This window comes from Arcticibacter svalbardensis MN12-7 (genome assembly GCF_000403135.1).
GTDB classification, from domain to species: Bacteria; Bacteroidota; Bacteroidia; order Sphingobacteriales; family Sphingobacteriaceae; genus Arcticibacter; species Arcticibacter svalbardensis.
In genome coordinates this window covers 12,144-33,995 of sequence record NZ_AQPN01000114.1, presented here as the reverse complement: position 1 = coordinate 33,995, position 21,852 = coordinate 12,144, and the positions used below count along the sequence as shown (strand labels likewise).

17 protein-coding genes and 1 tRNA gene are annotated in these 21,852 nt (G+C 38.3%); 2 read left to right on the top strand and 16 right to left on the bottom strand.

The window, feature by feature from the left end; translation table 11 throughout:
- From ADIARSV_RS15855 to ADIARSV_RS22220, 11 genes are all read right to left on the bottom strand, one after another.
- Window positions 1-1,088: alpha-amylase family glycosyl hydrolase (locus tag ADIARSV_RS15855; RefSeq protein WP_262482250.1), on the bottom strand; the 1,088-nt coding region annotated here is incomplete at its 3' end.
- 19 nt (window positions 1,089-1,107) lie between these two features.
- Entirely contained in the window at window positions 1,108-3,444 is a 2,337-nt protein-coding gene (locus tag ADIARSV_RS15850) for a glycoside hydrolase family 65 protein (protein ID WP_016196630.1), read from the bottom strand.
- Between the two features lie 24 nt (window positions 3,445-3,468).
- Entirely contained in the window at window positions 3,469-4,119 is a 651-nt protein-coding gene (gene pgmB, locus ADIARSV_RS15845) for a beta-phosphoglucomutase (RefSeq protein ID WP_016196629.1), read from the bottom strand.
- Window position 4,120: 1 nt separating this feature from the next.
- Complete coding sequence (locus ADIARSV_RS15840; protein ID WP_016196628.1) at window positions 4,121-5,974, bottom strand: glycoside hydrolase family 13 protein; 1,854 nt, start codon at window positions 5,972-5,974, stop codon at window positions 4,121-4,123.
- 398 nt (window positions 5,975-6,372) lie between these two features.
- Window positions 6,373-7,434, bottom strand: a complete 1,062-nt coding sequence (locus tag ADIARSV_RS15835; protein ID WP_016196627.1) for a SusE domain-containing protein — start codon at window positions 7,432-7,434, stop codon at window positions 6,373-6,375.
- 19 nt (window positions 7,435-7,453) lie between these two features.
- Window positions 7,454-9,034, bottom strand: a complete 1,581-nt coding sequence (locus tag ADIARSV_RS15830) for a RagB/SusD family nutrient uptake outer membrane protein (protein WP_040300357.1) — start codon at window positions 9,032-9,034, stop codon at window positions 7,454-7,456.
- An 18-nt stretch (window positions 9,035-9,052) separates the two neighbouring features.
- A complete protein-coding gene (locus tag ADIARSV_RS15825; protein WP_235048434.1) occupies window positions 9,053-11,611 on the bottom strand; it encodes a SusC/RagA family TonB-linked outer membrane protein in 2,559 nt (852 codons plus the stop codon).
- The gene (locus tag ADIARSV_RS22675; protein WP_083936603.1) at window positions 11,608-12,024 is read right to left on the bottom strand and encodes a carboxypeptidase-like regulatory domain-containing protein; all 417 of its coding nucleotides are present in this window, start codon (window positions 12,022-12,024) and stop codon (window positions 11,608-11,610) included. Before ADIARSV_RS22675 ends, ADIARSV_RS15825 begins: the two co-directional genes overlap by 4 nt.
- A 360-nt stretch (window positions 12,025-12,384) precedes the next feature.
- A complete protein-coding gene (locus tag ADIARSV_RS15820) occupies window positions 12,385-13,398 on the bottom strand; it encodes a LacI family DNA-binding transcriptional regulator (RefSeq protein WP_016196623.1) in 1,014 nt (337 codons plus the stop codon).
- A gap of 325 nt (window positions 13,399-13,723) precedes the next feature.
- On the bottom strand, window positions 13,724-13,951 hold the full coding sequence (locus tag ADIARSV_RS22225; RefSeq protein WP_016196622.1) for a hypothetical protein: 228 nt from the start codon (window positions 13,949-13,951) through the stop codon (window positions 13,724-13,726).
- 111 nt (window positions 13,952-14,062) lie between these two features.
- Complete coding sequence (locus ADIARSV_RS22220; protein ID WP_016196621.1) at window positions 14,063-14,254, bottom strand: Sialic acid-specific 9-O-acetylesterase; 192 nt, start codon at window positions 14,252-14,254, stop codon at window positions 14,063-14,065.
- A 341-nt stretch (window positions 14,255-14,595) separates the two neighbouring features.
- Between ADIARSV_RS22220 and ADIARSV_RS15810 the strand changes: the two genes are divergently transcribed.
- Window positions 14,596-14,667: transfer RNA gene (locus tag ADIARSV_RS15810), tRNA-Arg, on the top strand.
- Window positions 14,668-14,960: 293 nt separating this feature from the next.
- On the opposite strand, the gene ADIARSV_RS23255 is transcribed toward ADIARSV_RS15810, so the two are convergent.
- The 4 genes from ADIARSV_RS23255 to ADIARSV_RS15790 all read right to left on the bottom strand — a co-directional run bounded on the left by ADIARSV_RS23255 (window position 14,961) and on the right by ADIARSV_RS15790 (window position 18,688).
- Window positions 14,961-15,119 (bottom strand): SDR family oxidoreductase, encoded by a 159-nt coding sequence (locus tag ADIARSV_RS23255; RefSeq protein WP_394331155.1) that lies wholly within the window; start codon window positions 15,117-15,119, stop codon window positions 14,961-14,963.
- A gap of 338 nt (window positions 15,120-15,457) precedes the next feature.
- Window positions 15,458-16,702 (bottom strand): MFS transporter, encoded by a 1,245-nt coding sequence (locus ADIARSV_RS15800; protein WP_016196619.1) that lies wholly within the window; start codon window positions 16,700-16,702, stop codon window positions 15,458-15,460.
- Between the two features lie 313 nt (window positions 16,703-17,015).
- Window positions 17,016-18,050, bottom strand: a complete 1,035-nt coding sequence (locus tag ADIARSV_RS15795; protein ID WP_016196617.1) for a threonine aldolase family protein — start codon at window positions 18,048-18,050, stop codon at window positions 17,016-17,018.
- Window positions 18,051-18,154: 104 nt separating this feature from the next.
- Window positions 18,155-18,688 carry an SDR family NAD(P)-dependent oxidoreductase gene (locus ADIARSV_RS15790; RefSeq protein WP_016196616.1) on the bottom strand — a complete coding sequence of 178 codons (534 nt, stop codon included), beginning with the start codon at window positions 18,686-18,688 and terminating at the stop codon, window positions 18,155-18,157.
- Here ADIARSV_RS15790 and ADIARSV_RS23250 point away from each other — a divergent pair.
- Window positions 18,659-18,802 (top strand): DUF433 domain-containing protein, encoded by a 144-nt coding sequence (locus ADIARSV_RS23250; RefSeq protein WP_016196615.1) that lies wholly within the window; start codon window positions 18,659-18,661, stop codon window positions 18,800-18,802. The genes ADIARSV_RS15790 and ADIARSV_RS23250 overlap by 30 nt on opposite strands.
- A 286-nt stretch (window positions 18,803-19,088) precedes the next feature.
- On the opposite strand, the gene ADIARSV_RS15785 is transcribed toward ADIARSV_RS23250, so the two are convergent.
- Window positions 19,089-21,641, bottom strand: coding sequence for an adenosylcobalamin-dependent ribonucleoside-diphosphate reductase (locus ADIARSV_RS15785; protein WP_016196614.1), 2,553 nt, complete (start codon window positions 21,639-21,641; stop codon window positions 19,089-19,091).
- Window positions 21,642-21,852: the final 211 nt, after the last annotated feature.

The following is a 21,852-nucleotide window of genomic DNA, read 5'->3' as shown; positions in this document are numbered from 1 at the left end:
TTCCGCAGTCCATCGTACAAACCTACTTTATCATACAAATAATCAAATTTACCTACGGTGATATATTCTTTGTATAGCTTAGGATTATACACTTCAGCAATAAAGATGATGTTAGGATGTAGTTTTTTAATTTGAGGAATCACCCAGTTCCAAAACTCTACAGGAACCATTTCAGACATATCGCATCGGAAACCATCCACATCTTTTTTGGACCAGAACACCAGGATGTCCTTCATTTTTAACCAAACCGGAGGAATAGGGTCCAGATATTTCTTTTCTCCATTCTGATAATCGATCCCATAGTTGAATTTAATCGTTTCAGACCAGTCGCCTAAACCCGGATTTGCTGTAAAAACATTGTTCCCTGTTGCTTTAGCAGGATTTTCATCAAAAAGCAAATCTTTAAGCGGACTTTTAAAGTTTTTGCCACCAGCATCAGTTCCTGCAGGCACTACAAAAGGTTTACCTGGGATATAATAAAAATCATTGGACGCAGAAAAAGCCTTAGTCTTGTCATCTCCCTCACCAAAATCTTTTACGCCAGCAGGTTTGGCATCCGAGTTATAGGTACGGGCTACATGATTAGGAACAAAATCCATGATCACTTTTAAGCCATGTTTGTGCGTTCGTGTTATCAAGGCCTCATATTCGGACATCCTCTTCTTTACATTTACAGCCAGATCGGGATCTACATCATAATAATCTTTAATTGCATAAGGCGATCCTGCTCTACCTTTAACAATATCCGGATCATCCACCTTGATTCCATAAGCCGAATAATCGGTCATAGTAGCATGTTCAATCACGCCGGTGAACCAAAGATGCGTAACACCTAATTTCTTAAGTTCATCAAGAGCCTTCGCATTGATATCATTAAACTTACCAGTTCCATTTTCTTCTATAGAACCATAAAATTTATTACTTGTATTCTTATTTCCGAAATGGCGTACCATCATTTGATAGATAATCAATTTATGATTATCCGGGTTTTCTTTATTATCCATAGAAGATTTAACCGATTTTGATCGATCGCCGCAAGCATTCAAGATACACAAACTAAACAAGGCAAAAAAGAAAAATGTCTTCATTTTTTAACAATAAGCTTTATTAAACCTGGATGTCATTTCTTGAATCAGAGTTAGCCACATATAAATTGGCAAATTCATTTACCCGATATGCATTATCAAAAATACAAACCGTAAGAGGTGTAACTGATTTATTCTCTAAATGAACCCCATCATGACCTATTTTAACATTCAACACCGATCCCCTGAAAAGGATATTAAAGGAGAATGATTGCCATTTTACAGGCAAAAAGGGATGAAAATAAAGCTGATCATCTTTTATTCGCATACCGGCAAAGCCTTCCACAACGCTCATCCAGGTGCCTGCCATAGAGGTAATATGAAGACCATCATCGGTATCATTATTATAATCATCTAAGTCAAGACGTGATGTTTGCAGATAGAATTCGTAGGCGCGTTGCTCATCACCCAATTTAGCCGCTAAAATAGCATGTACACAAGGAGAAAGTGAACTCTCATGAACCGTACGTGGTTCGTAAAAATCGAAGTTACGCCTGATAGTCGCTTCATCAAACTGATCTTCCAACAGGTAAATCCCCTGTAGCACATCCGCCTGCTTAATAAATACAGAACGCAGAATCCTGTCCCAACTCCACTTCTGATTAATAGGCCTGTCTGCAGGATTCAGGTCTTTAACCAACACCTGCTCTTTATCAAGATAGCCGTCCTGTTGCAAAAAGATCCCCAGGTTATCATCCTTTGGAAAGTACATATTTTGGATAATGGACTTCCATTCCGCTGTTTCTTTGAACTCATCGAACCTAATCCGCTCTGTTAGTTCAATATAGCTTTCCGGAGATTGCGTACGAACATATTCCAGTGATTCCAGCGTATACTTCATACACCAGATCGCAATCGTGCTGGTATACCAGTTATTATTTACGTTATTTTCGTATTCATTCGGTCCTGTAACACCAAGCATAACATATTGCTTTTTGTCGTCACTCCAATTCACACGTTGACTCCAGAAGCGCGTAATACCTATCAGCACTTCAAGGCCATACGAAATCAGGTAGTCTTTGTCGCCGGTATACCGGATATAATTATTGATCGCAAAAGCAATTGCTCCGTTCCTATGGATTTCCTCAAAGGTAATTTCCCACTCATTGTGGCATTCCTCACCATTCATGGTCACCATTGGATATAACGCCGCTCCATTGTTAAAGCCAAGCTTCTCAGCATTTTCAATTGCCTTCGCTAAATGTTTATACCGGTAAATAAGTAAGTTTTTGGTAATTTCAGGAGACGCAGTTGCCAGATAAAAAGGCACACAATAGGCTTCGGTATCCCAATAAGTAGAACCTCCATATTTTTCACCGGTAAATCCCTTCGGACCAATATTCAAACGGGCATCCTCTCCTGTATAGGTTTGGTTTAACTGAAATATATTAAAGCGGATAGCTTGCTGTGCGGCAACATCCCCTTCAATCACAATATCACTTTCTTCCCATTTTTTTTCCCATGCTGCAGCTTGTTCAGCTAACATTTTGTCAAAACCCTTTGCAGCAACCTGCTGAAGCATATCATGACAAGTAGACAAAAGAATTCCTTTAGGGTAATTTTCTGAAGATAAATTAGCCGCATACTTATATATGGTCAGCTTCTCCTCTTTTTGTACCCTTATTTTAACCTCATTCGCTACATACTTCTCTTTGGTTATTTTTTGGGATCCAGAAACCAAAGGTCCTTTTGAAGTATGTATTTCAAACTGCATTCCGGTACACACCTCAAAATTGGTCTTTTTAGTACGCAGTCCCAGAAAAGCAGATTGATCATGCACTTCATGATAAACCTCATCCCAGAACTTCTCATCGTAATTAGCATCCTGATTTTGCACATCACCATCAATGAAAGGAGTAATAGTCAGTTCATCATCAAAATTCAGAAGAGTAATTGCATAGCTTATTGCACCTGTTTCGTCATCAACAATACTACAAAACCTTTTTGTTACAACACTTACCTGCCTGTTTCCCTCTAAAGAAACAACGAAAGAACGTTCCAGATACCCCTCCTTCATATTCAGGATACGCTTGAACGAAATGATTTCGCATTTGTTCAGATCAAGTGTTGTTTCACCAATTTTTATATCAATCCCTATCCAGTTCGCTGCGTTTAAAACCTTCGCAAAATATTCCGGATAACCATTTTTCCACCAGCCTACACGAGTTTTATCCGGATAATAGATTCCGGCCACATAATTCCCCTGTAAGGTATCACCTGAATAGGACTCCTCAAAATTAGCACGCTGTCCCATAAGGCCATTGCCAATACTAAAGATACTTTCAGATATTTTATTTAAATGAGGATCGAAGCCTGATTCAATAATATTCCATTCATCTTCAACGATATAATTCTTCATTTTCCTGTAAAATATATGCTTAACTTATAAGTTATTGAGTTGAGGGACATGTATTTCAAAAAGTCCCTTTACTACCAGATCTGCACGATTTAAAACCTCCGCAGAGCCAATACCTACTACCTTCATGCCTGCTGCTATAGCGGCTTCAACACCTGCTACAGCGTCTTCAAACACCACACAGTGCTCTGGAAGAATCCCTAAACCTTCAGCTCCTCTTAAGAAAACCTGAGGATCGGGTTTCGATGCCGAAACATGATTACCATCTACCAGTACGTCAAAAAGAGGAAGTAAACCTGTTCTTTCCAAAATCAGTCCTGAGTTTTTACTAGCTGAGCCTAATGCTGTTTTTAAACCAGCGGCCTTCACCTCTTGCAGGAATTCTTTAGCACCGGGTAGAATTTCATCAGGACGCATAGATTGAATCATCTCTACGTACCAATTATTCTTACGTGATGCCAGTTCTTCGCGCTCTGTTTCGGTCTTTTCTATACCTCCCCATCCAAGAATAAGCTCCAGTGATTTCACCCGGCTTATTCCTTTTAATTTTTCGTTATCTTCTTCCGTAAAGTCAAAACCAAGTTCATTTGCCAGGCGTTTCCAGGCACGGTAATGATATACTGCTGTATCCACAATTACACCATCAAGATCGAATATACAAGCTGTTATTTGTGCCATATTATTTTTGCAATTCCAGTACCAGTGTAGTTTTGGCAGGGATCGTTAAAGTTTTTAATGAATTAATTTTTGTTGCTGAGGTAATATTTAAAGCTTGGGTAAAACCAGCAGTTCGTTCATCAAAGCGTGATGTAGTTAATATTTCCCCTTTGTCATTGCTGTTCATGATGATCATGACCGTTTTATCCGCATTGTACCTGAAGTATACGTAAATACCATTTTCGGGTACATATTGCATGAGTTTCCCCGTTTGTAATACCTCATTATTTTTACGGTAATTAGCCAGCGTCTTCACAAAGTTAAAGGCCTCATTTTCTTTTTCTGTCCTGCCTGAGGCTTTAAACATATTGACTTTGTCCTCTGCCCATCCGCCTTTGAAATCACTACGTACTAATCCATCGGGATTAGAAAAGTTCTTCATCAGTAATTCTGTTCCGTAATACAACTGAGGGATACCACGGGTAGTCAATAACCAGGCGATACCCGATTTATACTTATTGAAATCTTCACCTACTACTGAATAAAAGCGACTCAGGTCATGATTGTCAAGAAACACAACATTTCGGGTAGCATCCTGATAAACAAAATCACTGGCAATGGTGGTATAGAGCGTATTAACGCCGCCATCCCATCCTGGTTTGCCATTCAACGCTTCATTTATTCCCCATAGTGCCTGAAAATCAGTTACACCCGGTAACTCAGTATCAAAGCCCCGGTTAATGGTATTGCCCTGAGTAAAGAAGGCCTGATTAGGAATACCGCGTACCCATGTTTCTGCAAAAAAGGTAAAGCGTGGATATTCTGCCTTGATTGCCTTTCCCCATTCTGCCATGTAAACCGGATCGTTGTAGGCATAAGTATCCAGTCTGAAACCATCTATTCCGGCATATTCAATCCACCAGATATGACTTTGTGTGAAGTAGTTTTTTACAAATTCGTTATTCTGATTGACATCAGGCATGTGGTGATCAAACCATCCATCAGTCATTTGTTTTTTATCACTGGCAGCTGCGTAGGGATCAAAAAGCACCTGGTCTTTAAAGGAAGACTTGGTATAGGTAGGCCATTGATGCACCCAATCTTTTGATGGCAGATCTTTGATGATCCAGTGTTCGCTTCCTAAATAATTATGTACTAAATCTTTTATCACCTTCATACCCTTTAAATGGCAGTCATCAACGAGCTTTTTATAAAGCGCATTGGTACCAAAGCGGGGATCTATTTTGTAATTATCGGTAACGGCATAGCCGTGATAGGAAGTTTTAGGCTGATTGTTTTCCAGAACAGGGTTGAGCCATAAGGTGGTAACACCGAGCTCCTGAAGATAATCCAGGTGATTAATGATCCCCTGGATATCACCGCCATGCCTGTAATACATCGAATCACGGTTTAGAGATGTTTCCTCCATTCCCTTAACGATGTCATTCTTTTTATCTCCGTTTGCAAAACGATCAGGCATAATGAGATAAACAAAATCTTTATTGGTTACGCCAAGTATGCGGTTGGGCGATTTATCCCTTGCCTTTAACTCATAGCTGTAACTCAGTTTCTTTGCATTTTTCTTTGTAAATGCTATTTCAAACTTTCCTGGTGTAGTACCTGAATTGATTTCAAGATCAAGAAATAAGTAGTTTGGGTTTTCAACCCGATTTATTTTAACCAGCTTCACTCCTTCGTAATTTAAACTCACTTCGCGGGAAGCAATCTGATTGCCATGAACCACTAACTGTAGCTTCGGATTATTCATCCCTACCCACCAAAAAGAGGGCTCAACGCGTTCAAGTGCTGGGATCTGTGCAAAAACTGATACACTGATCAACAGAAAAAACAGAATGGAACTGATTTTAACTTTCATTATTTATAGTACTTAAATTACATTAATTTCAACTATTGGCGATGTGTAGTACGATCATGCTGTATACTAATTCATCAATAGATGATCTTAATTTTTACTGATCATGCTATTATCTGTCTTTCAGATTAACCCCACCTCATGCGCACCTTCTCCGCACCTTGTTCGCTCCGCATGAAAGCAAACTGCGTTTGAGTTGAAAGGTAAGTCACTGCTAGTTGTCCATCAGGCAATAGGTATTAATGCTTATAAAAAAAACAGCATAAATGATTCCTAGCATTCAACTAATTAATTTCTTAGAATGATAGCTATTGGGGAATACAGATTAGACAGACAGGCATTTACTGATATTGGTGGTTTATAAAAAAACCTGCCTGCTAATAAGCAGACAGGTTTTAGCATTAATTTTTCTTGAGTTTATACATATAATACGCAGGATGTGATAGATCCAGTGTGATAGTATAATTTCCGGCATCAGAAACTGAAAGATTATCATTACTAGCAATTTTCAACACTCCATCGATAGTACTTGCTCCCATATTCAATGCCCAATCGTTATTCGCTCTGAATTTAAATTCTCCGGCTGTAAGATTAACCGTTGCTTTCCACACTTTCGCGTTTATATCGTAAGTAAGAGCAGTTTCTGTATCCCAACCACCTGAAGTTGCGGCACCTAATACAGCCCAGCTTGTTTTTGTAGCCGTGTATGTCAATTTATTAATATCCGCTTTGATATAATAGTACCCAGCACCAGCTTGAATGATATTGTCTTTACTATTAGCAAGCAAAATTCCTTCTCCACCACTTCCATAATTGGTACTAGTCCAATTTCTTTCAGTAGTAAGCTTATATTCTGTCGAGGCATCAGGAAAGTTAACAAATCCTTCATAAGTACCATCATTCTTAACTGATCCTATAGTTGTAGCAGTTTCAGGAGCCCATCCCTGATGACCACCGGGAACATACAAGGATACATATTCTGGAATGACCATATAAGGGGTAACTGTTAAGGAGACCACATTGGAATAAACAGGACTTTGATTAGGAGCAATAGAAGTTTTTAAGCGCAATTCAATATGAGACGCTACATCGCTTGGTAAGTTAACCTTACTGACCATCAAAGCGTTAAAATCAGCACCAGTATATTTTTCTTTAACAAATCCAGTAAAATCCACATCATAAGAAGAAGCAAAGTTCTGGCCAGCAGAATCAATTTGCAGTGTGTAAGTGGAAATATCAGTTGCATTAGCCGGAGTGGACCAGGTTACTTCCTGTTTATTCCATGAGAATGTAATAACAGTATCGCTTGCTGTTGCCGGGGTTAATACTAAGGTGTTGGTTGATACCGCTAACGCAGGAGACTCTCCAGCAGTAACACTCAACTTCTCTTCGTCTTTTTTACAGGATGCAAACACTAACATGGTTAGCGTAATGATCCCTATATTTTTGAATATCTTTTTCATAAAGAACTTATATCTTTAACTAGTAGCCAGGGTTTTGGGTTAGGTTAGTATTGGCAATCACATCAGTTGAAGGAATAGGATAGAGATTACGGAAAGACTCAACGCCCTTACCATTTTCCGCTCCGCCTTTAAAGGGCCATAGGTAGGTAGCCTCAGTAAATTTACCATACCTTACTAAATCAGTACGTCTGAAACATTCCCAATACAGTTCTTTTGATCTTTCATTTAAGATATCATCCACTGTAAGCGAACTGACATTGCCTGATGCATTTCCATAAGCACGTTGGCGCAAAAGGTTGACGTAATTGATAGCGGTTGCTTGACTTCCTGATCCTCCTCTTAATACGGCTTCTGCATAGACTAAATACATTTCAGCTAAGCGAAAAAGCGGGAAATCTGTAGAACAAAAGATACCGTTTACAGAAGGGGCTGTTGCTCCGGTCGATGTTATGTTGGTAAACTTGGTTACGGCTAAACCTTGTGTGAAGATCGTTATATCAGTAATCGCTGGCGTTGTTCCATAGAACATGGCTCTTTTGTCAGCGGTAGTGGAATAATTACCAAATTTTTGTGGAAGAGTTGCTCTACTTCGGTTACCACCCCAGCCACCACTAGGAACACCAAAATTTGCAGTACCCATATCGCCATTAATTGCAGCGTTGATTAAAAAGGTTGAACCTCCATAATTCTGAGTGCTTATACCATCATAATTTATAGATAGAATAACCTCTGGGTTATTCAGGTTATTATCTGCTTTAAAAAGATTGGCATAAGAAGGATTCAGCGAGTAACGTTTTGAATTAATCACTTTTTCTGCATAGGTAGCAGCTTCAGTGAATTTAGGAGTACCGGTATAAACTTGAGCATTTAAATATACACGAGCTAAAAGTGCCCATGCTGCTCCTTGTGTTGCACGTCCATATTCATTGGTTTCTTTCAGCGTTGGTTCAATAGCTAATAATTCAGATTCAACATAAGTGAATAAATCTGCTCTTGAAATTTGCTTCGGAGACTCTTTGCCGACAGTACTTTCTTCGGTAATAAAAGGAGGGTTACCGAAAGCATCCATCAAGATCCAATACTGATAGGCTCTAAAAAAACGGGCCTCAGATACATAGTATTTAATTTCTGTGGCATCGTCTCCTGTAATTCCTCTGGCAGAAAGTTTTTCATCAGTGCTTTCTCTTAAAAATTCATTAACCAAAGTAATCTGATAAATACTACGGGCGTATAATCCTAGTAAAAGTACGTTTGAAGAAGTATAGGTATTGAAATTAAGCTCTGGAAGACCAGGGTCTCCCCATGCGCATGCAGCTTCATCAGTTGGTAATTCTTGCGACATCCAGAAAGAGCGTATGAAATCTGATGTTCCAGCATCTACACCACCGATATCTCCTGTAGCAGCAGATGGTCCTCCATTGGCCGAAGTTGCAATACTTCCATAAACCTTTGCAATCCCTTTTTTATATCCTTCAGGGGTAGCATAAGCCACATCAGCTGTTATATCATTGGTTGGAGTAAGGTTTAAGTCATCTTTACATGAAGTGACCATGAATAGCAATGCACAGAATGCTAACACTATTTTATTATATTTTTTCATCTTAGTTCCTTTCTTTAATTAAAATCCAAGGTTTAAACCTAATACAAATGTCCTGGGTCTTGGGTATAATTGATAATCAATACCGCTATATACTTCAGGATCGATACCAGTATAATTGGTAATGGTGAACACGTTCTGAACATTGGCAGAGATAGTCAAATTTCCTATTGTATGATCATGTAAAATTTTACCTGCATTATAACTCAATCCAATATTATCCATTTTCATGAATGAAGCATTCTGCACGTATAAATCTGAAGTTAATTGATTATTAATAAATTGGGTATCAAAAAAACTTGTAGGGACGTTATTAAGAATTCCGGCTCCTGAATTCAGCAGGCTGGCTCTCGAAGTAAAACTGGAAGCCACATTATTGTATACATAGTTGCCCAGGTTGGCTCTTAATACTGTACTTAATGCCCATTGTTTATAATTAACCGAGGTTGAGAAACCTAATGTTACCTTTGGAGCAGGTGATTTATAAAAATACCGGTCACCACTTTCGTTAATTACTCCATCTCCATTCAAGTCAGCATAAACGCCTTGCAATGGTGTACCATCATCACCATAAACTTGCTTATATACAAAGAACGTATTTGGAGCAGCATTTAAGGTGTGTGACTGAATGTAATATCCTGTTGCACCTTTTATACCACCAGTTGAAATTTGGTAACTTGGATCGTAAGAGGCAGTCAGGTTGGTAACTTTTGTCTTGTTATAGGTAACGTTGAATCCTAAGTCCCAAGAGAAATCATTTTTCAATATCGGTTTGCCATTAATAGCAAATTCTACTCCAGATGCTTCCATATTACCGACATTGGTTAACAGAAAGTTACTAAAATTTGAACCTATAGGAATAGGAATTGAGCTTAAAAGATCTTTTGTTTTTTTCTTGTATATATCTAAACTTCCATTTATTCTACCATTGAGAAAACCATAATCTAAACCCCCGTTAATGGTTGTGGTTGTTTCCCATTTAATATTTTTATCATAGGCAATTGGGGCATTCATACTATAAAAAGTATCGCCTATCTGATACATGGCTTCATTAACACTGGTAGAATAATTCGGCAGATAAGAATAATTAGCTATTCCTTCCTGCTGTCCGGTTACTCCATAGCTTAATCTAAGCTTCAAGTCAGATAAAACAGTAGTACTTTTTAAGAAGTTTTCCTGATTAATTCTCCAGGTAAATGCTGCTGAAGGAAATACACCCCATCTGTTATCTTCACTAAAACGTGAGGATCCATCTGTACGAACAGTTCCGGAAACTGTATACTTATCGTTATAGGTATAAATTAAACGACCGTAATAGGACAACAACCTGTTTTCTGGCTGATCATATGGGAATGTTGGAGTAGAAATAACAGTTGTACTGTCGGCCCTATACGTACTAAAATTTAAGTTTTTGGTTTTATTAGCGTAATAACCGTAGCCTGCAGTGGCACTGATACTACTTTTAATTGCTTTTAAATCCTTATTGTAGTTTAAATAAAACTCAGCAACTTGATTTGATATGTCTGACTGATATTCATGATAAGAACCCCGTGTTGAATAACTCTGAGCAGCATCGGCAGAAATGAAGGTTGCTCCTTTACCTCTTGATACATCGTAACCCAAGTTTAGATTAGCATGTAATTCAGGCAGGAAATGGAACGAATAATCAAATTGTACATTACCAAAACTCCTTTTTGTATTACCATGATCATCCTTGTTTTTAATAAGGGATACGGGGTTTCTTGGAGCATTTGGATTTGGTACCAAAGTAGTTCCTGATCCAGTGGTCCACTCAAAGTAGTTATCAAACTTATTTTCAGCAGTAACGGATTGAGTAGGATCAAATTGAATAGCATTCACGATCGCATCCTGATTTGCAAACTGTGATTTGGATAAGGACCCTTTTAAGTTCAAATCGACTTTCAAATGATTATCAAAGAACTTAGGATTTAAACTTACGGCAGCGGAAGTACGCTTCAAGTTGTCCGTTAACAACGTTCCATTTTGATTCAAGTAGCCAAAAGATACTCGGTAAGGCATATTTTTTGTAGAGCCTGCAACGCTAAAATTATTATCAGTAGTAAGAGCATTGCGATAGATCTCATCCTGCCAATTGGTATTTTCTGTACCAAGCATGGCTATTTGAGCTGCATTTCCATTTGCGTTCACATATTCTCGCATCTGGTCGGCTGTCAGAACATCAACTTCCTTTGCAACCGTAGCTACTGAATTCTGAGTACTGAAATTAATAACTGGAGCGCCGCTTTTACCTTTTTTAGTGGTAATCAAAACAACACCGTTTGAAGCTCTTGAACCGTAAATAGCAGTCGCATTTGCATCTTTCAATACCGTAAAGGTTTCAATATCGTTCGGATTGATCATCGCAAGAGGATTACTAACGCCTGGGATAGTGCTTCCAGATAAAGGAACCCCATCCACCACGATAAGCGGATCGTTACTTGCATTTAAGGATGCTCCTCCACGAATACGAATAGTACTACCACTACCGGGAGCACCACCATTGGTAGTGACCTGAACTCCGGCAATCTTACCGACAATTAATTGATCGGGTGATGTTATAGTACCTTTTTGGAAATCTTTAGCTCCAACTGTTGCAATGGAACCGGTAACATCCTTTTTTGTTGGGTACCGTATCCAATTACAACTACCTCTGTCAGGTTTTGAGCTAAAGGAGTCAATTTGATATTCACCTTAGTGTCTCCACTTACAACCGTAACGTTACGTTTAAGAATTTGAAATCCTATAAATGAAGCTGATATCGAATAAGTCCCAGTTGGGATCGCATTTAACTTAAACTGTCCGTTCCCATCTGTGGAAGTGGCTCTGTTTAATGAAGTGATGCTAATAGAAGCGCCAGGAAGTGGCTGATTGGTCTCATCTAAAACCTGTCCACTGATGCTTCCGGTTTGAGCATAGCTCCAACTGGATAACACGACGAAAAACAGCATTAGAAGCATGTAATGTTTTTTCATTTGGTTTGTTTATTAAGTTTTACATTATGTGGTTAGTAATCACATCTGCGTTTTACAGTGATGTAAAGATAAACGGGAACGTTCCCGAACAATAACATTTAACATAAAAGTTATCCACATTTATTATTCTTATTTTTAATTGATTCCCGTGTATCGAATACACTAAGCTAGGCTCGAAATAACGCCCTGATTATCTGATAGGTATATTAATGAAATTTAAACTTTTCGTTATGACACGAACTAAAAAGATCTTTGTTTATTTCGGGATCGTTCCCGAATGTTAGTAACTTTAGAAAATACACTTCCTGCTTCAGCATTTTTGACTGCTCAAATTAATGTTCAAACTTTAAATAATATGGATTATATACCTGATGTAGATTTACGGATGATAAGCTCCGAGTTTAGTACTACATTTTCGTAATTCTCATTATCATCAGGATTTTCTAAGCTTCTGAATAGAATTTGTGCTGCCTCAACACCCATATCATAAGCGGGTTGTGTAATGGTAGATAGTGAAGGATTAAGTAATGGTGCAATCTCAAGGCTGGAGAAACATACGATCTTTACATCAGTACCAATGGCAATGTTCATATCGTGACACACGTAATAACTCGCTAAAGCAAGCCGCTCTACGGAAGCAAATACGCCATCTGGCTTTAAATATTTAAATACATGTTCAAGGATCAGTGTAGTTTTAACCATATCATTACTGCAATCAATAACCAATTCTTCCCTGATCGTTTCACCGGAGCTCTCTAAGGAGTCAAAATACCCCTGCATCCGCATTTTACCGATAGATAGATTTTTATTTACAACGAGATAAACTATTCTTTTACAGCCTTGATCAATCAAATGCCTGGTAGCCAGATAGCTGCTATCGTAGTCATTAGTAGCCACTTTGGAAGTGATCACATCATCGTATACACGATCAAAAAAGACAAGTGGAATGCTCTTCTTCCTGATTTTATGCATGTAACTATGATCCTGAGCTTCACCGGTTACAGACATGATGATGCCATCCACTCTTCCATGATGAAGTTCTGTTATAAAAGCGACCTCTTTGTCAAAATCGTCATTGGTAAGATAAATCAGGACATGAAAACCGTTATCACGGGCAACTCTTTCAATACCGTTTATTGCTCTGGAAAAGAAATTATTGGCAATTTCGGGAACTATAACAGCGATAGTTTTGCTTTTCTGTTCCCGGAGGTTACTTGCTAAATGATTAGGTTGGTAGTTAAGCTCCTGAGCCATTGCAAGGATCTTCTCTTTGGTCTCCTTACTAATGTCGTTATGCCCCCTAAACGCCCTAGAAATAGTAGAGGTAGAGACCTTAAGTTTTTCCGCAAGTTGTTTTATATTTATAGAATCCATTAAAAGCAATATTATACTATTTGAGACAAACAGGCATTCAAATATACAGGCTTTTCCTACAATCCTTCCTTTAATTTAATTTCTTAACGTTCAATTGAATTTGAAAGAGATTGTATAATCTGATTACTTAAATTATCCCATCTTTAAATTATTTAATCAGGCAGCAAAGGTCTGCTCCCTGATTAAATTTCAACTGCTTTATTTTTCAGGAATAAGCTATTTTCACAAAAGGGCTCGTCTCGTTGATCCTATTAAAGATTCAACAAACCAATTCCTTATATAACTAATTTTAGTATCGAAGAATAGAAAACATGAATCCCATATTTTACTTCTTTCCAAAAGTACTTTCAGTCCATTTATCCGTACGAAAGGGTGAAGCCGGAAGTCCTGCCCCATTAACTAAATTACATACCGGATTATCTTCCCACGCATATCTAACTGCAACGGGATTCTGCACTTCATCACTACTCACACTGATTTCGTTGTCTTGAACAACTGCATTGGCCCTATCGAATATTTGATCAACACCCGCAATTGAAAGTCCAGTTAACACACCAACGTCTTTGGCTTTTAAACCTCCTTCGTTGAATTTAAAATTAAGTTTAATGGCATTACCTGTTATTTTTTGAGATTGAAATAGAGGTCCGGAGTAAGCTATCTTGTCTCAATATGTGTTAGCAAGGGCAATTAAAGCCAGACGGCGACCTACCTCTTGTTTATTTTTCGGGTGAATATTCACAGCATCTCCTATATCAATGGCCACTGCCATACCTGTATTGGGCACTGACAAAGTTTGAAGCTGAGCATCCCTCAATTCCGCCCATGCAAAAGGCACTGGCTCCTCATTTACTTTCATAAAATTAGCTACCTGAACATAGTAAAAAAGGGAAATTACCTATATTCCAGCGCTTTCTCCAATCAGTAATCATAGCAGGGAAAAGCGTACGATATTGAGATGCACGATCTGCATTACTCTCTCCCTGATACCAGATTGAATAGTGTATTTAGGATCATATTCAAACATTCAGTTAATTTGAAGCAATTGTAAGTTTTTTCGTTTAAAAGAGAAGCGACAACTAAACATCTGCTAAAAATAAACAGAGTTTGAAGCTACCACATCCATTAATTACATTTCCTTTATTCTTATTTAACAAAACCAAAAAACTTAACTAGGATTATCTATATTTGCGTACTTATGTCCACGTAGTTCAATGGATAGAATAATGGTTTCCGGTACCATTGATGGCGGTTCGAATCCGCCCGAGGACACTTTCAATAAATAAAACCCCCTTTAAAGCTTTTAAAGGGGGTTTTATTTTAAGGCATTCTTTTTTAGATCTCATTCCAACTTCTTAATGAAACAATTGTCCTGATGATATAAAACTAAAATCAAATTAAACCCAGAATATTGGAACAGATAAATACAATTTTATGTACGTTCAGCTAAGCAAGCTGAACCAATTTATATAACATAAAAGACTACATTTTATCATAAATAACAGACATTTAAACAGCGTGCAAGCTTAAATTCATATAGTACTATCTTTATTTGAAATTAACAACTAACACTTAAACCCCACTAAAAGCAGTAAAACCCCATCAACCGGAAGAAATACACCCGTAATAAAGCTCGCAGCATCTGAACATAAAAACTGAATAGCACCATTAAATTTTGAGATATCTCCAAACCGATTCATTGGTGTTCTTGCTAAAACCTTCACACTTCTTTCTGTATAACTCCAGTCCGGGTTACTTAAAACCGCTCTATTCTGATCATCAATAAAAAACCGGAAGCTAAGGCATTTACCTTTTCACTAAACTTAAGCGCCAACTCTGTTGCCAGCCATTGTGTGAAGATATTAATCCCCGTTTTTGCTACAGATAAACAGGAACCCGTGTTATGGCAGCATAGGTGGCCATGCAAAACTATTTCTTGAGCAAAAAGAGGATAGTAACCAAACTTAAAAAGGACATAAGAAGGGCTTGTTTGAATAAATAGGTCATAGTAATATTCTGGCTAAGCAAGTATACCTAAAACTTATTAGTTGTAAAAAGCAATCTATATCTTATCCACTATCTCTTCTCTATCTTTTTTAAAGAAAAATAATACCGCAGTAAATAAACTCAAGGCTCCAATAAAATAGCTGAGCCATAAATAAGAAACACCAGTCTCAATTCCCAAAGTAGGTTTTAAATAACCTAACAGCACAGGCGAAAAAGCACCTATTAAAAAGGCACACATCAACATTAAACCTGATGCAGATGATTTAATCTCCGGTTTAACCACCTCATAAAGAGAGGCAAAAATACTGGAATCATAGGCACCCCTGAAAATCCCGAACATAAATAAAGCGGCATATGTAATCGTCACCGTCTCACCTGCACCAATCCAATAAATGAAAGGTGCACCCAAAAGCAACGAAACACCTTGTACTACTAATCGGTTTGCCGGATTAATCTTCGAGAACCTGTCCGAAAGAGACCCTCCAGATATCACTCCTATAAAAGCCCCTATATGATGATAAAACATGGAGGAGAACCCTGCTTCGGCCAAAGAGAGATCAAACTTTTCAGCAAGCAAAGAGGGCATCCAGGTCAGATACCCTACGTTTACAAAAACCATACAGGCAAAAGAAAAGGTTAACAGGATAACTGTTGGTTTTTTGAAGATCAGTTTAGCAGTGGTTACCACATCCACTTTTTCAGTTACTTGTGCAGGCAGATCCTTTTTCAGGCGAAGGAAAATAATCACGGCAATCAAAATTCCAAACCCACCAAAGAGATAAAAGGCATGCCTCCAGCCATATAATTCAGCAATATAACCCGCAATTAAGCCGCTTAGTATGATCCCAAAATAAACCGCTGTCTGATGCAGCGCTAAAGCAAAGGACCGCTTATTTGTATGCTCCTCACTGATCAGGGCATTTGCTGCCGGCGCATAAAAAGCCTCCCCTCCCCCCGTAGCCACACCTCTTAAAAAGATAAACTGAATTAAAGTATGGCACAATCCGGTTGTTAGCGTTGCCGCACTCCATACCAGTAAACTCGTTCCAATAATATTTCTGCGACTCAAACGATCCCCGATAAATCCGGCAAATGGAACCAGCACCCCATACGTCCAAACCAGTGCGGAAGCTATTAATCCCAATTCGCCATCCGTCAGTTTCAAATCCACCTTGATCAAAGGAAGAACCACGCTGAAAACCTGCCTGTCCGCCTGATTCAGAAAAAAAGCCAACCATAGCCAGGCCAGCATTTCCCATTTATATGATTTACGTGAACCTGATACATTTTGATCCATCATGCAGAATTGATTATAATATCATTCAGGAATAGTTAAAACTTGCAAAACTTTCGCTTTAAAAGCAAGAGAAGATCGGAAATGGCCTTTACTTAAATTATCGTAATACTCAGGTTTAATATCAATTTTAATTTCCCAATCTTCTATTACTTCGTCTAATTTTTTGACAGTAGTTTTACCGCAAGCTTACGAATCTCTAGAAAATCCCTTTCAGGAAGAGGATTTTTCAACAACCGCAACATTAAAATCTGTTATTCATTTAAATGAATACCGATATCTAAATTTGCAGCCATAATCAAATTTACTCAATAAGTTTTTACCCTCCTACAGCAATTTTCAAATCCGCTATAAACTCATCAACAGCCTGTTCTTCAGTAGACCAGCTTGTCACCAATCTTACTGCCGAAACCTCTTCGTCTATTTTGATCCAGGTAAAAAAAACATAATCTTCCATCAGTTTAGCGATCACCACATTAGACAAAATAGGAAATAACTGATTGGTATAAGTTGGCGTTAAAAACGAAAGTCCCAAATCCGATATCCCAGAACTTATCTTCTGCGCCATTCTATTAGCATGATTTCCTAATTCAAAAAATAAATCATCCTTAAACAATTCCAGAAACTGAATTCCAAGCAACCTTCCTTTAGCCAGCAAGGCACCACGCTGTTTCATATTATATATAAAATTCTTCTGCAGCGTTTTGTTATTAATTACAATGGCTTCGCCTATAAGCGCTCCTGCTTTTGTTCCGCCTATATAAAAAACATCCGTATAAATGGCCAGATCCTTGAGCGTCACATCATTTGCAGCAGAAGTCAATGCAGATGCTAATCTCGCTCCATCCATAAATAAGATCAAATCATTCACTCTGCAAAAAAGGGATAGTGCTTTCAATTCATCACAGGAATAGATAGTTCCGATTTCAGTGGAGTTGGAAATATAAACCATACGGGGAATAGTGGTATGAACTTCCTCAAACAGATCCAATTGCTTCTGAATACCATCGGGTGATAATTTCCCATCTGCAGATTTTACCGTTTGAATCCGGTGACCTGTCGCTTCAATTGCCCCAGTTTCATGTACCTGAATATGTGCAGTTTCCGCAGCAATAACAGATTCATATGGCCTTAACAAAGCGGCAATAACTAGAAGATTGGCCTGCGTTCCTCCCGAAACAAGGTGAACAACGGAATCTCCATGATCAATTTTTGCTTTGATTAAATCAATTGCTTCATTACAATATTGATCTTCACCATAACCCTCCTGAGCGACCAGATTACTTGAGACTAATGCTTCTAAAATATTGGGATGACATCCGGTAGTATAATCATTCTTAAAATTATATTTCATCTAAAATTTGCGCGTAAAAGGGTACAAAAGCTGGCAATTCATTTACCGCCGGCAAATTAAAAATAATTATATAAACTTTGTCGCACTACGCATCATTTGACTAATTATTCTTCCGGATACTTCTCCGGATCTGCATATCCCGTTTTCAATAACCAGCCCCCATCAATCCGGATCGTGCTCCCAGTCATATAACTACCTGATTTCAACAAATTAATCAAAACTGTTGCGACCTCTTCAGGTTTACCCAAACGCTTAAGCGGGATACCCGAACTAACCAGCCTCAGCTTCTCCGGATCCTGCCAAACACTACTGTTCATATCCGTTTCAATAGCCCCCACTGCAATAGTATTTATTTTAATGCGATGTGGCGCCAGCTCCAAAGCCACCCCTTTCATGAGCGTTTCCAAAGCACCTTTAGTTGCTCCATACACACTTAAACCAATTCCCGGTTGTATTGCATTTATCGAAGTAATGGTATAAATACTTCCCTCAACCTGGTTGACTACCCTTTTCCGGGCAATAGTTTGAGTCAGTAACAGTGTACGCTTGAAATTTATATTCGTGAAATAATCGATATCTTCAATGGTCTGATCACAGTTCAGACTATTATGGAGTTTTTGAGTGCCGGAGAAACACATAAAGAAATTCTAAAGCAATATCCTTCTTTAGAACTTGAAGACATTATGGCCTGCCTGCGCTTTGCTACAGAATTAATGAACCATCACTTTATTAATAAGCAAGCATTCGCCTAATGGAAAAAGTTTACCTGGTAGATGTAAATCTCCCACGATAACCTGTCATCATAATAATTTCATTTGTACTTGAAACTTCAATAAACCTTTCGTTTTTACTACCTAAATCGTTTTTTAAATATAATATATAGCTGTATGTGCAATTTTTAAAAAGTGAGATACAAAATAAATTATAATGAAATATTTGAACCCCATATTGTAGATTTAATAAGAAACAGGCAGAACCAACCAAAAAAGGGCGTCAAATTTCTTTGAACACCCTTTTTTTAATCATTATCTTAATTTATTATCCACATTTAGACGAACCGCAATCCTTGCAGGTTAAACATCCTTCCTGGTACATTAAATTTGTTGAATTACAATTCTGACATTTCTGCTTTTTAGCTTCCGTGCCATCCGGTACATAGCGTTTCAACGCACGGGCAACCCCATTTTTCCAGGTATTAATTGATTCATCCAGCTGAAGACTGTTAATCAGCTCTACCACCTTCACAATAGGCATCCCATGTCGCAACGTACTGGAAATCAACTTCGCATAATTCCAGTATTCCGGATTAAACTTGTAAGATAACCCTTCGATCGTAGTTTTATGTCCGCGTTTATTTTGATATTGAAAGTCATAACGGGAACTACCATCTGGTTCTCTGTTTTTGATAATCAAACCATCATTAGCCCATCTTGGAACCAAAATACCGTCTTCATCATCCGAAAATCCGGTAAAGATTTCATACGGTTTCCCGTCAATTAAACCAATGAAAGCAATCCATTTATCGCGGTTGTTTTGAAAGCGAACCACATCTGCCTTCAACGTAATTGGTCTGATCGTAGGAAAATGACTGGATTCTATTTCATCTTCTTTCTCCGGTGCTTCCGTATTGGCAATTAGCACACCTGAACGCGATCCGTCACGATATACCGTTACGCCCTTACATCCTGCTTTCCATGCTGCCATATATAACTCACCAACCAATTCCTCTGTTACATCCGAAGGCATATTGATGGTTACACTGATCGAATGATCTACCCATTTCTGGATTTCACCCTGCATCTCCACCTTTTTCATATAATCCACATCGTTTGAGGTAGATTTATAATAAGGGGACTGCATCACCAGGTCATCCAATTCTTTTTGTCCGTAATTCTTTGTCAGATCATGTCCGTTTACAACCATCCATTGTTTAAAACGATGATGAAATACAACATATTCTTCCCATGAATCACCTACTTCATCTACAAAGTCAACACGTGCATCCTTATCTCCAGGATTCACCTTTCTTCTTCTTTTGTAAACCGGCATAAATACAGGCTCAATACCAGAGCTTGTTTGCGACATTAAACTGGTTGTACCCGTTGGAGCAATCGTCAATAAAGCAATATTCCTTCTGCCATATTCCAGCATTTCAAAGTAAAGCTGAGGATCTGCCTCTTTCAAGCGCAGAATAAAAGGGTTGTTCTTTTCTCTTTCTGCATCGAAGATACTGAAAGGTCCTCTTTCCTTAGCCGAAAGTACAGATGCACGGTATGCTTCCAATGCAATGGTTTTGTGCACTTCCACTGCAAATGCAGAACCTTCTTCACTGGCATAACGCAGACCTAAAGCGGCTAGCATATCACCTTCTGCAGTGATACCAATTCCTGTCCTTCTTCCTTCATTGGCCTTAGTTTGGATATTTAACCACAGATTCCGCTCAGTACGTTTCACTTCATCTCCTTCCGGATCTTCTGCTATCTTCAACAAAATAGCATCAATTTTTTCCAGTTCCAGATCAATGATATCGTCCATCATCCGCTGTGCAGCGTTAATGTGTTTCTTAAACAGATCCCAGTTGAAATAAGCCTCTTTAGTGAATGGCTTCTCCACATAAGAAAATAAATTGATAGCCAGTAAACGGCAGGAATCATACGGACATAATGGAATCTCTCCACATGGATTGGTAGATACTGTTTTGTAACCCAGGTCAGCATAACAATCAGGCACCGATTCCCGAATGATCGTATCCCAGAACAAGATTCCGGGCTCTGCAGAACGCCATGCATTATGCACTATTTTTTTCCACAATAGTGTTGGATCGATTTCCTTTTTATAGGTAGGATCCAAACTATCTATCGGATATTGTTGTATGTAAGATTCTCCCGCTTCAACTGCTCTCATGAAAGCATCGTCGATCCGTACCGAAACATTTGCGCCGGTTACTTTTCCCTGCTCTAGTTTGGCATCAATAAATCCTTCAGAATCGGGATGTTTGATCGCTACTGATAACATCAGTGCGCCTCTTCTTCCATCCTGCGCTACTTCCCTGGTGGAGTTTGAATAACGCTCCATAAAAGGAACGATACCAGTTGATGTTAAGGCCGAATTTTTAACGGGTGAGCCTTTTGGACGAATATGCGACAAATCGTGCCCTACTCCTCCACGTCTTTTCATCAGTTGCACCTGCTCCTGATCCACTTTCATAATTCCACCATAGGAATCTGATTTACCATCATTTCCAATCACAAAACAATTGGATAATGATGCAATCTGGTATGGATTACCAATACCAGTCATCGGACTTCCTTGCGGAATGATATATTTAAAGTTTTTTATTAAGTTGAAAACTTCCTCTTCGCTTAATGGGTTTGGATAACGCTGCTCAATGCGGGCAATTTCTGAAGCGATACGATGATGCATATCGTCTGGAGTGCCTTCAAATATAGCACCATAGGAATCTTTTAGCGCGTATTTATTCACCCAAACTCGTGCCGCAAGATCATCTCCATCAAAATATTTAAGCGACTCCTGATAGGCTTCATCGGAAGTATATGTTTTTTTGATTTCAGCAGGGTTTGCAACTTTCATTACTTCTTATTTTGATTTTTTAATGATTCCAAAGTTACAAATTAACAAGGCCATATAGAGAATTTTTTTTAGAATGTTTGCAAATTTAAATTATAAACAATTGATTTACAGACTAATAATCGTATTTCATAAATAAAAAGTTGACAAATTTTTCAATGTTATCCTATAACTTTATTTACTATCTTATAAATTATTTTATTTTGGCAATGTC

Bases quoted from the DNA above. Each gene is read 5' to 3' on its own strand.
- ADIARSV_RS15850 (WP_016196630.1), bottom strand. From the start codon at position 3,444: ATGAAGAATTATATCGTTGAAGATGAATGGAATATTATTGAATCAGGC.
- pgmB (WP_016196629.1), bottom strand. From the start codon at position 4,119: ATGGCACAAATAACAGCTTGTATATTCGATCTTGATGGTGTAATTGTG.
- ADIARSV_RS15840 (WP_016196628.1), bottom strand. From the start codon at position 5,974: ATGAAAGTTAAAATCAGTTCCATTCTGTTTTTTCTGTTGATCAGTGTA.
- ADIARSV_RS15835 (WP_016196627.1), bottom strand. From the start codon at position 7,434: ATGAAAAAGATATTCAAAAATATAGGGATCATTACGCTAACCATGTTA.
- ADIARSV_RS15830 (WP_040300357.1), bottom strand. From the start codon at position 9,034: ATGAAAAAATATAATAAAATAGTGTTAGCATTCTGTGCATTGCTATTC.
- ADIARSV_RS22675 (WP_083936603.1), bottom strand. From the start codon at position 12,024: ATGAAAAAACATTACATGCTTCTAATGCTGTTTTTCGTCGTGTTATCC.
- ADIARSV_RS15820 (WP_016196623.1), bottom strand. From the start codon at position 13,398: ATGGATTCTATAAATATAAAACAACTTGCGGAAAAACTTAAGGTCTCT.
- ADIARSV_RS22220 (WP_016196621.1), bottom strand. From the start codon at position 14,254: ATGAAAGTAAATGAGGAGCCAGTGCCTTTTGCATGGGCGGAATTGAGG.
- ADIARSV_RS15800 (WP_016196619.1), bottom strand. From the start codon at position 16,702: ATGATGGATCAAAATGTATCAGGTTCACGTAAATCATATAAATGGGAA.
- ADIARSV_RS15795 (WP_016196617.1), bottom strand. From the start codon at position 18,050: ATGAAATATAATTTTAAGAATGATTATACTACCGGATGTCATCCCAAT.
- ADIARSV_RS23250 (WP_016196615.1), top strand. From the start codon at position 18,659: ATGGAGTTTTTGAGTGCCGGAGAAACACATAAAGAAATTCTAAAGCAA.
- ADIARSV_RS15790 (WP_016196616.1), bottom strand. From the start codon at position 18,688: ATGTGTTTCTCCGGCACTCAAAAACTCCATAATAGTCTGAACTGTGAT.
- ADIARSV_RS15785 (WP_016196614.1), bottom strand. From the start codon at position 21,641: ATGAAAGTTGCAAACCCTGCTGAAATCAAAAAAACATATACTTCCGAT.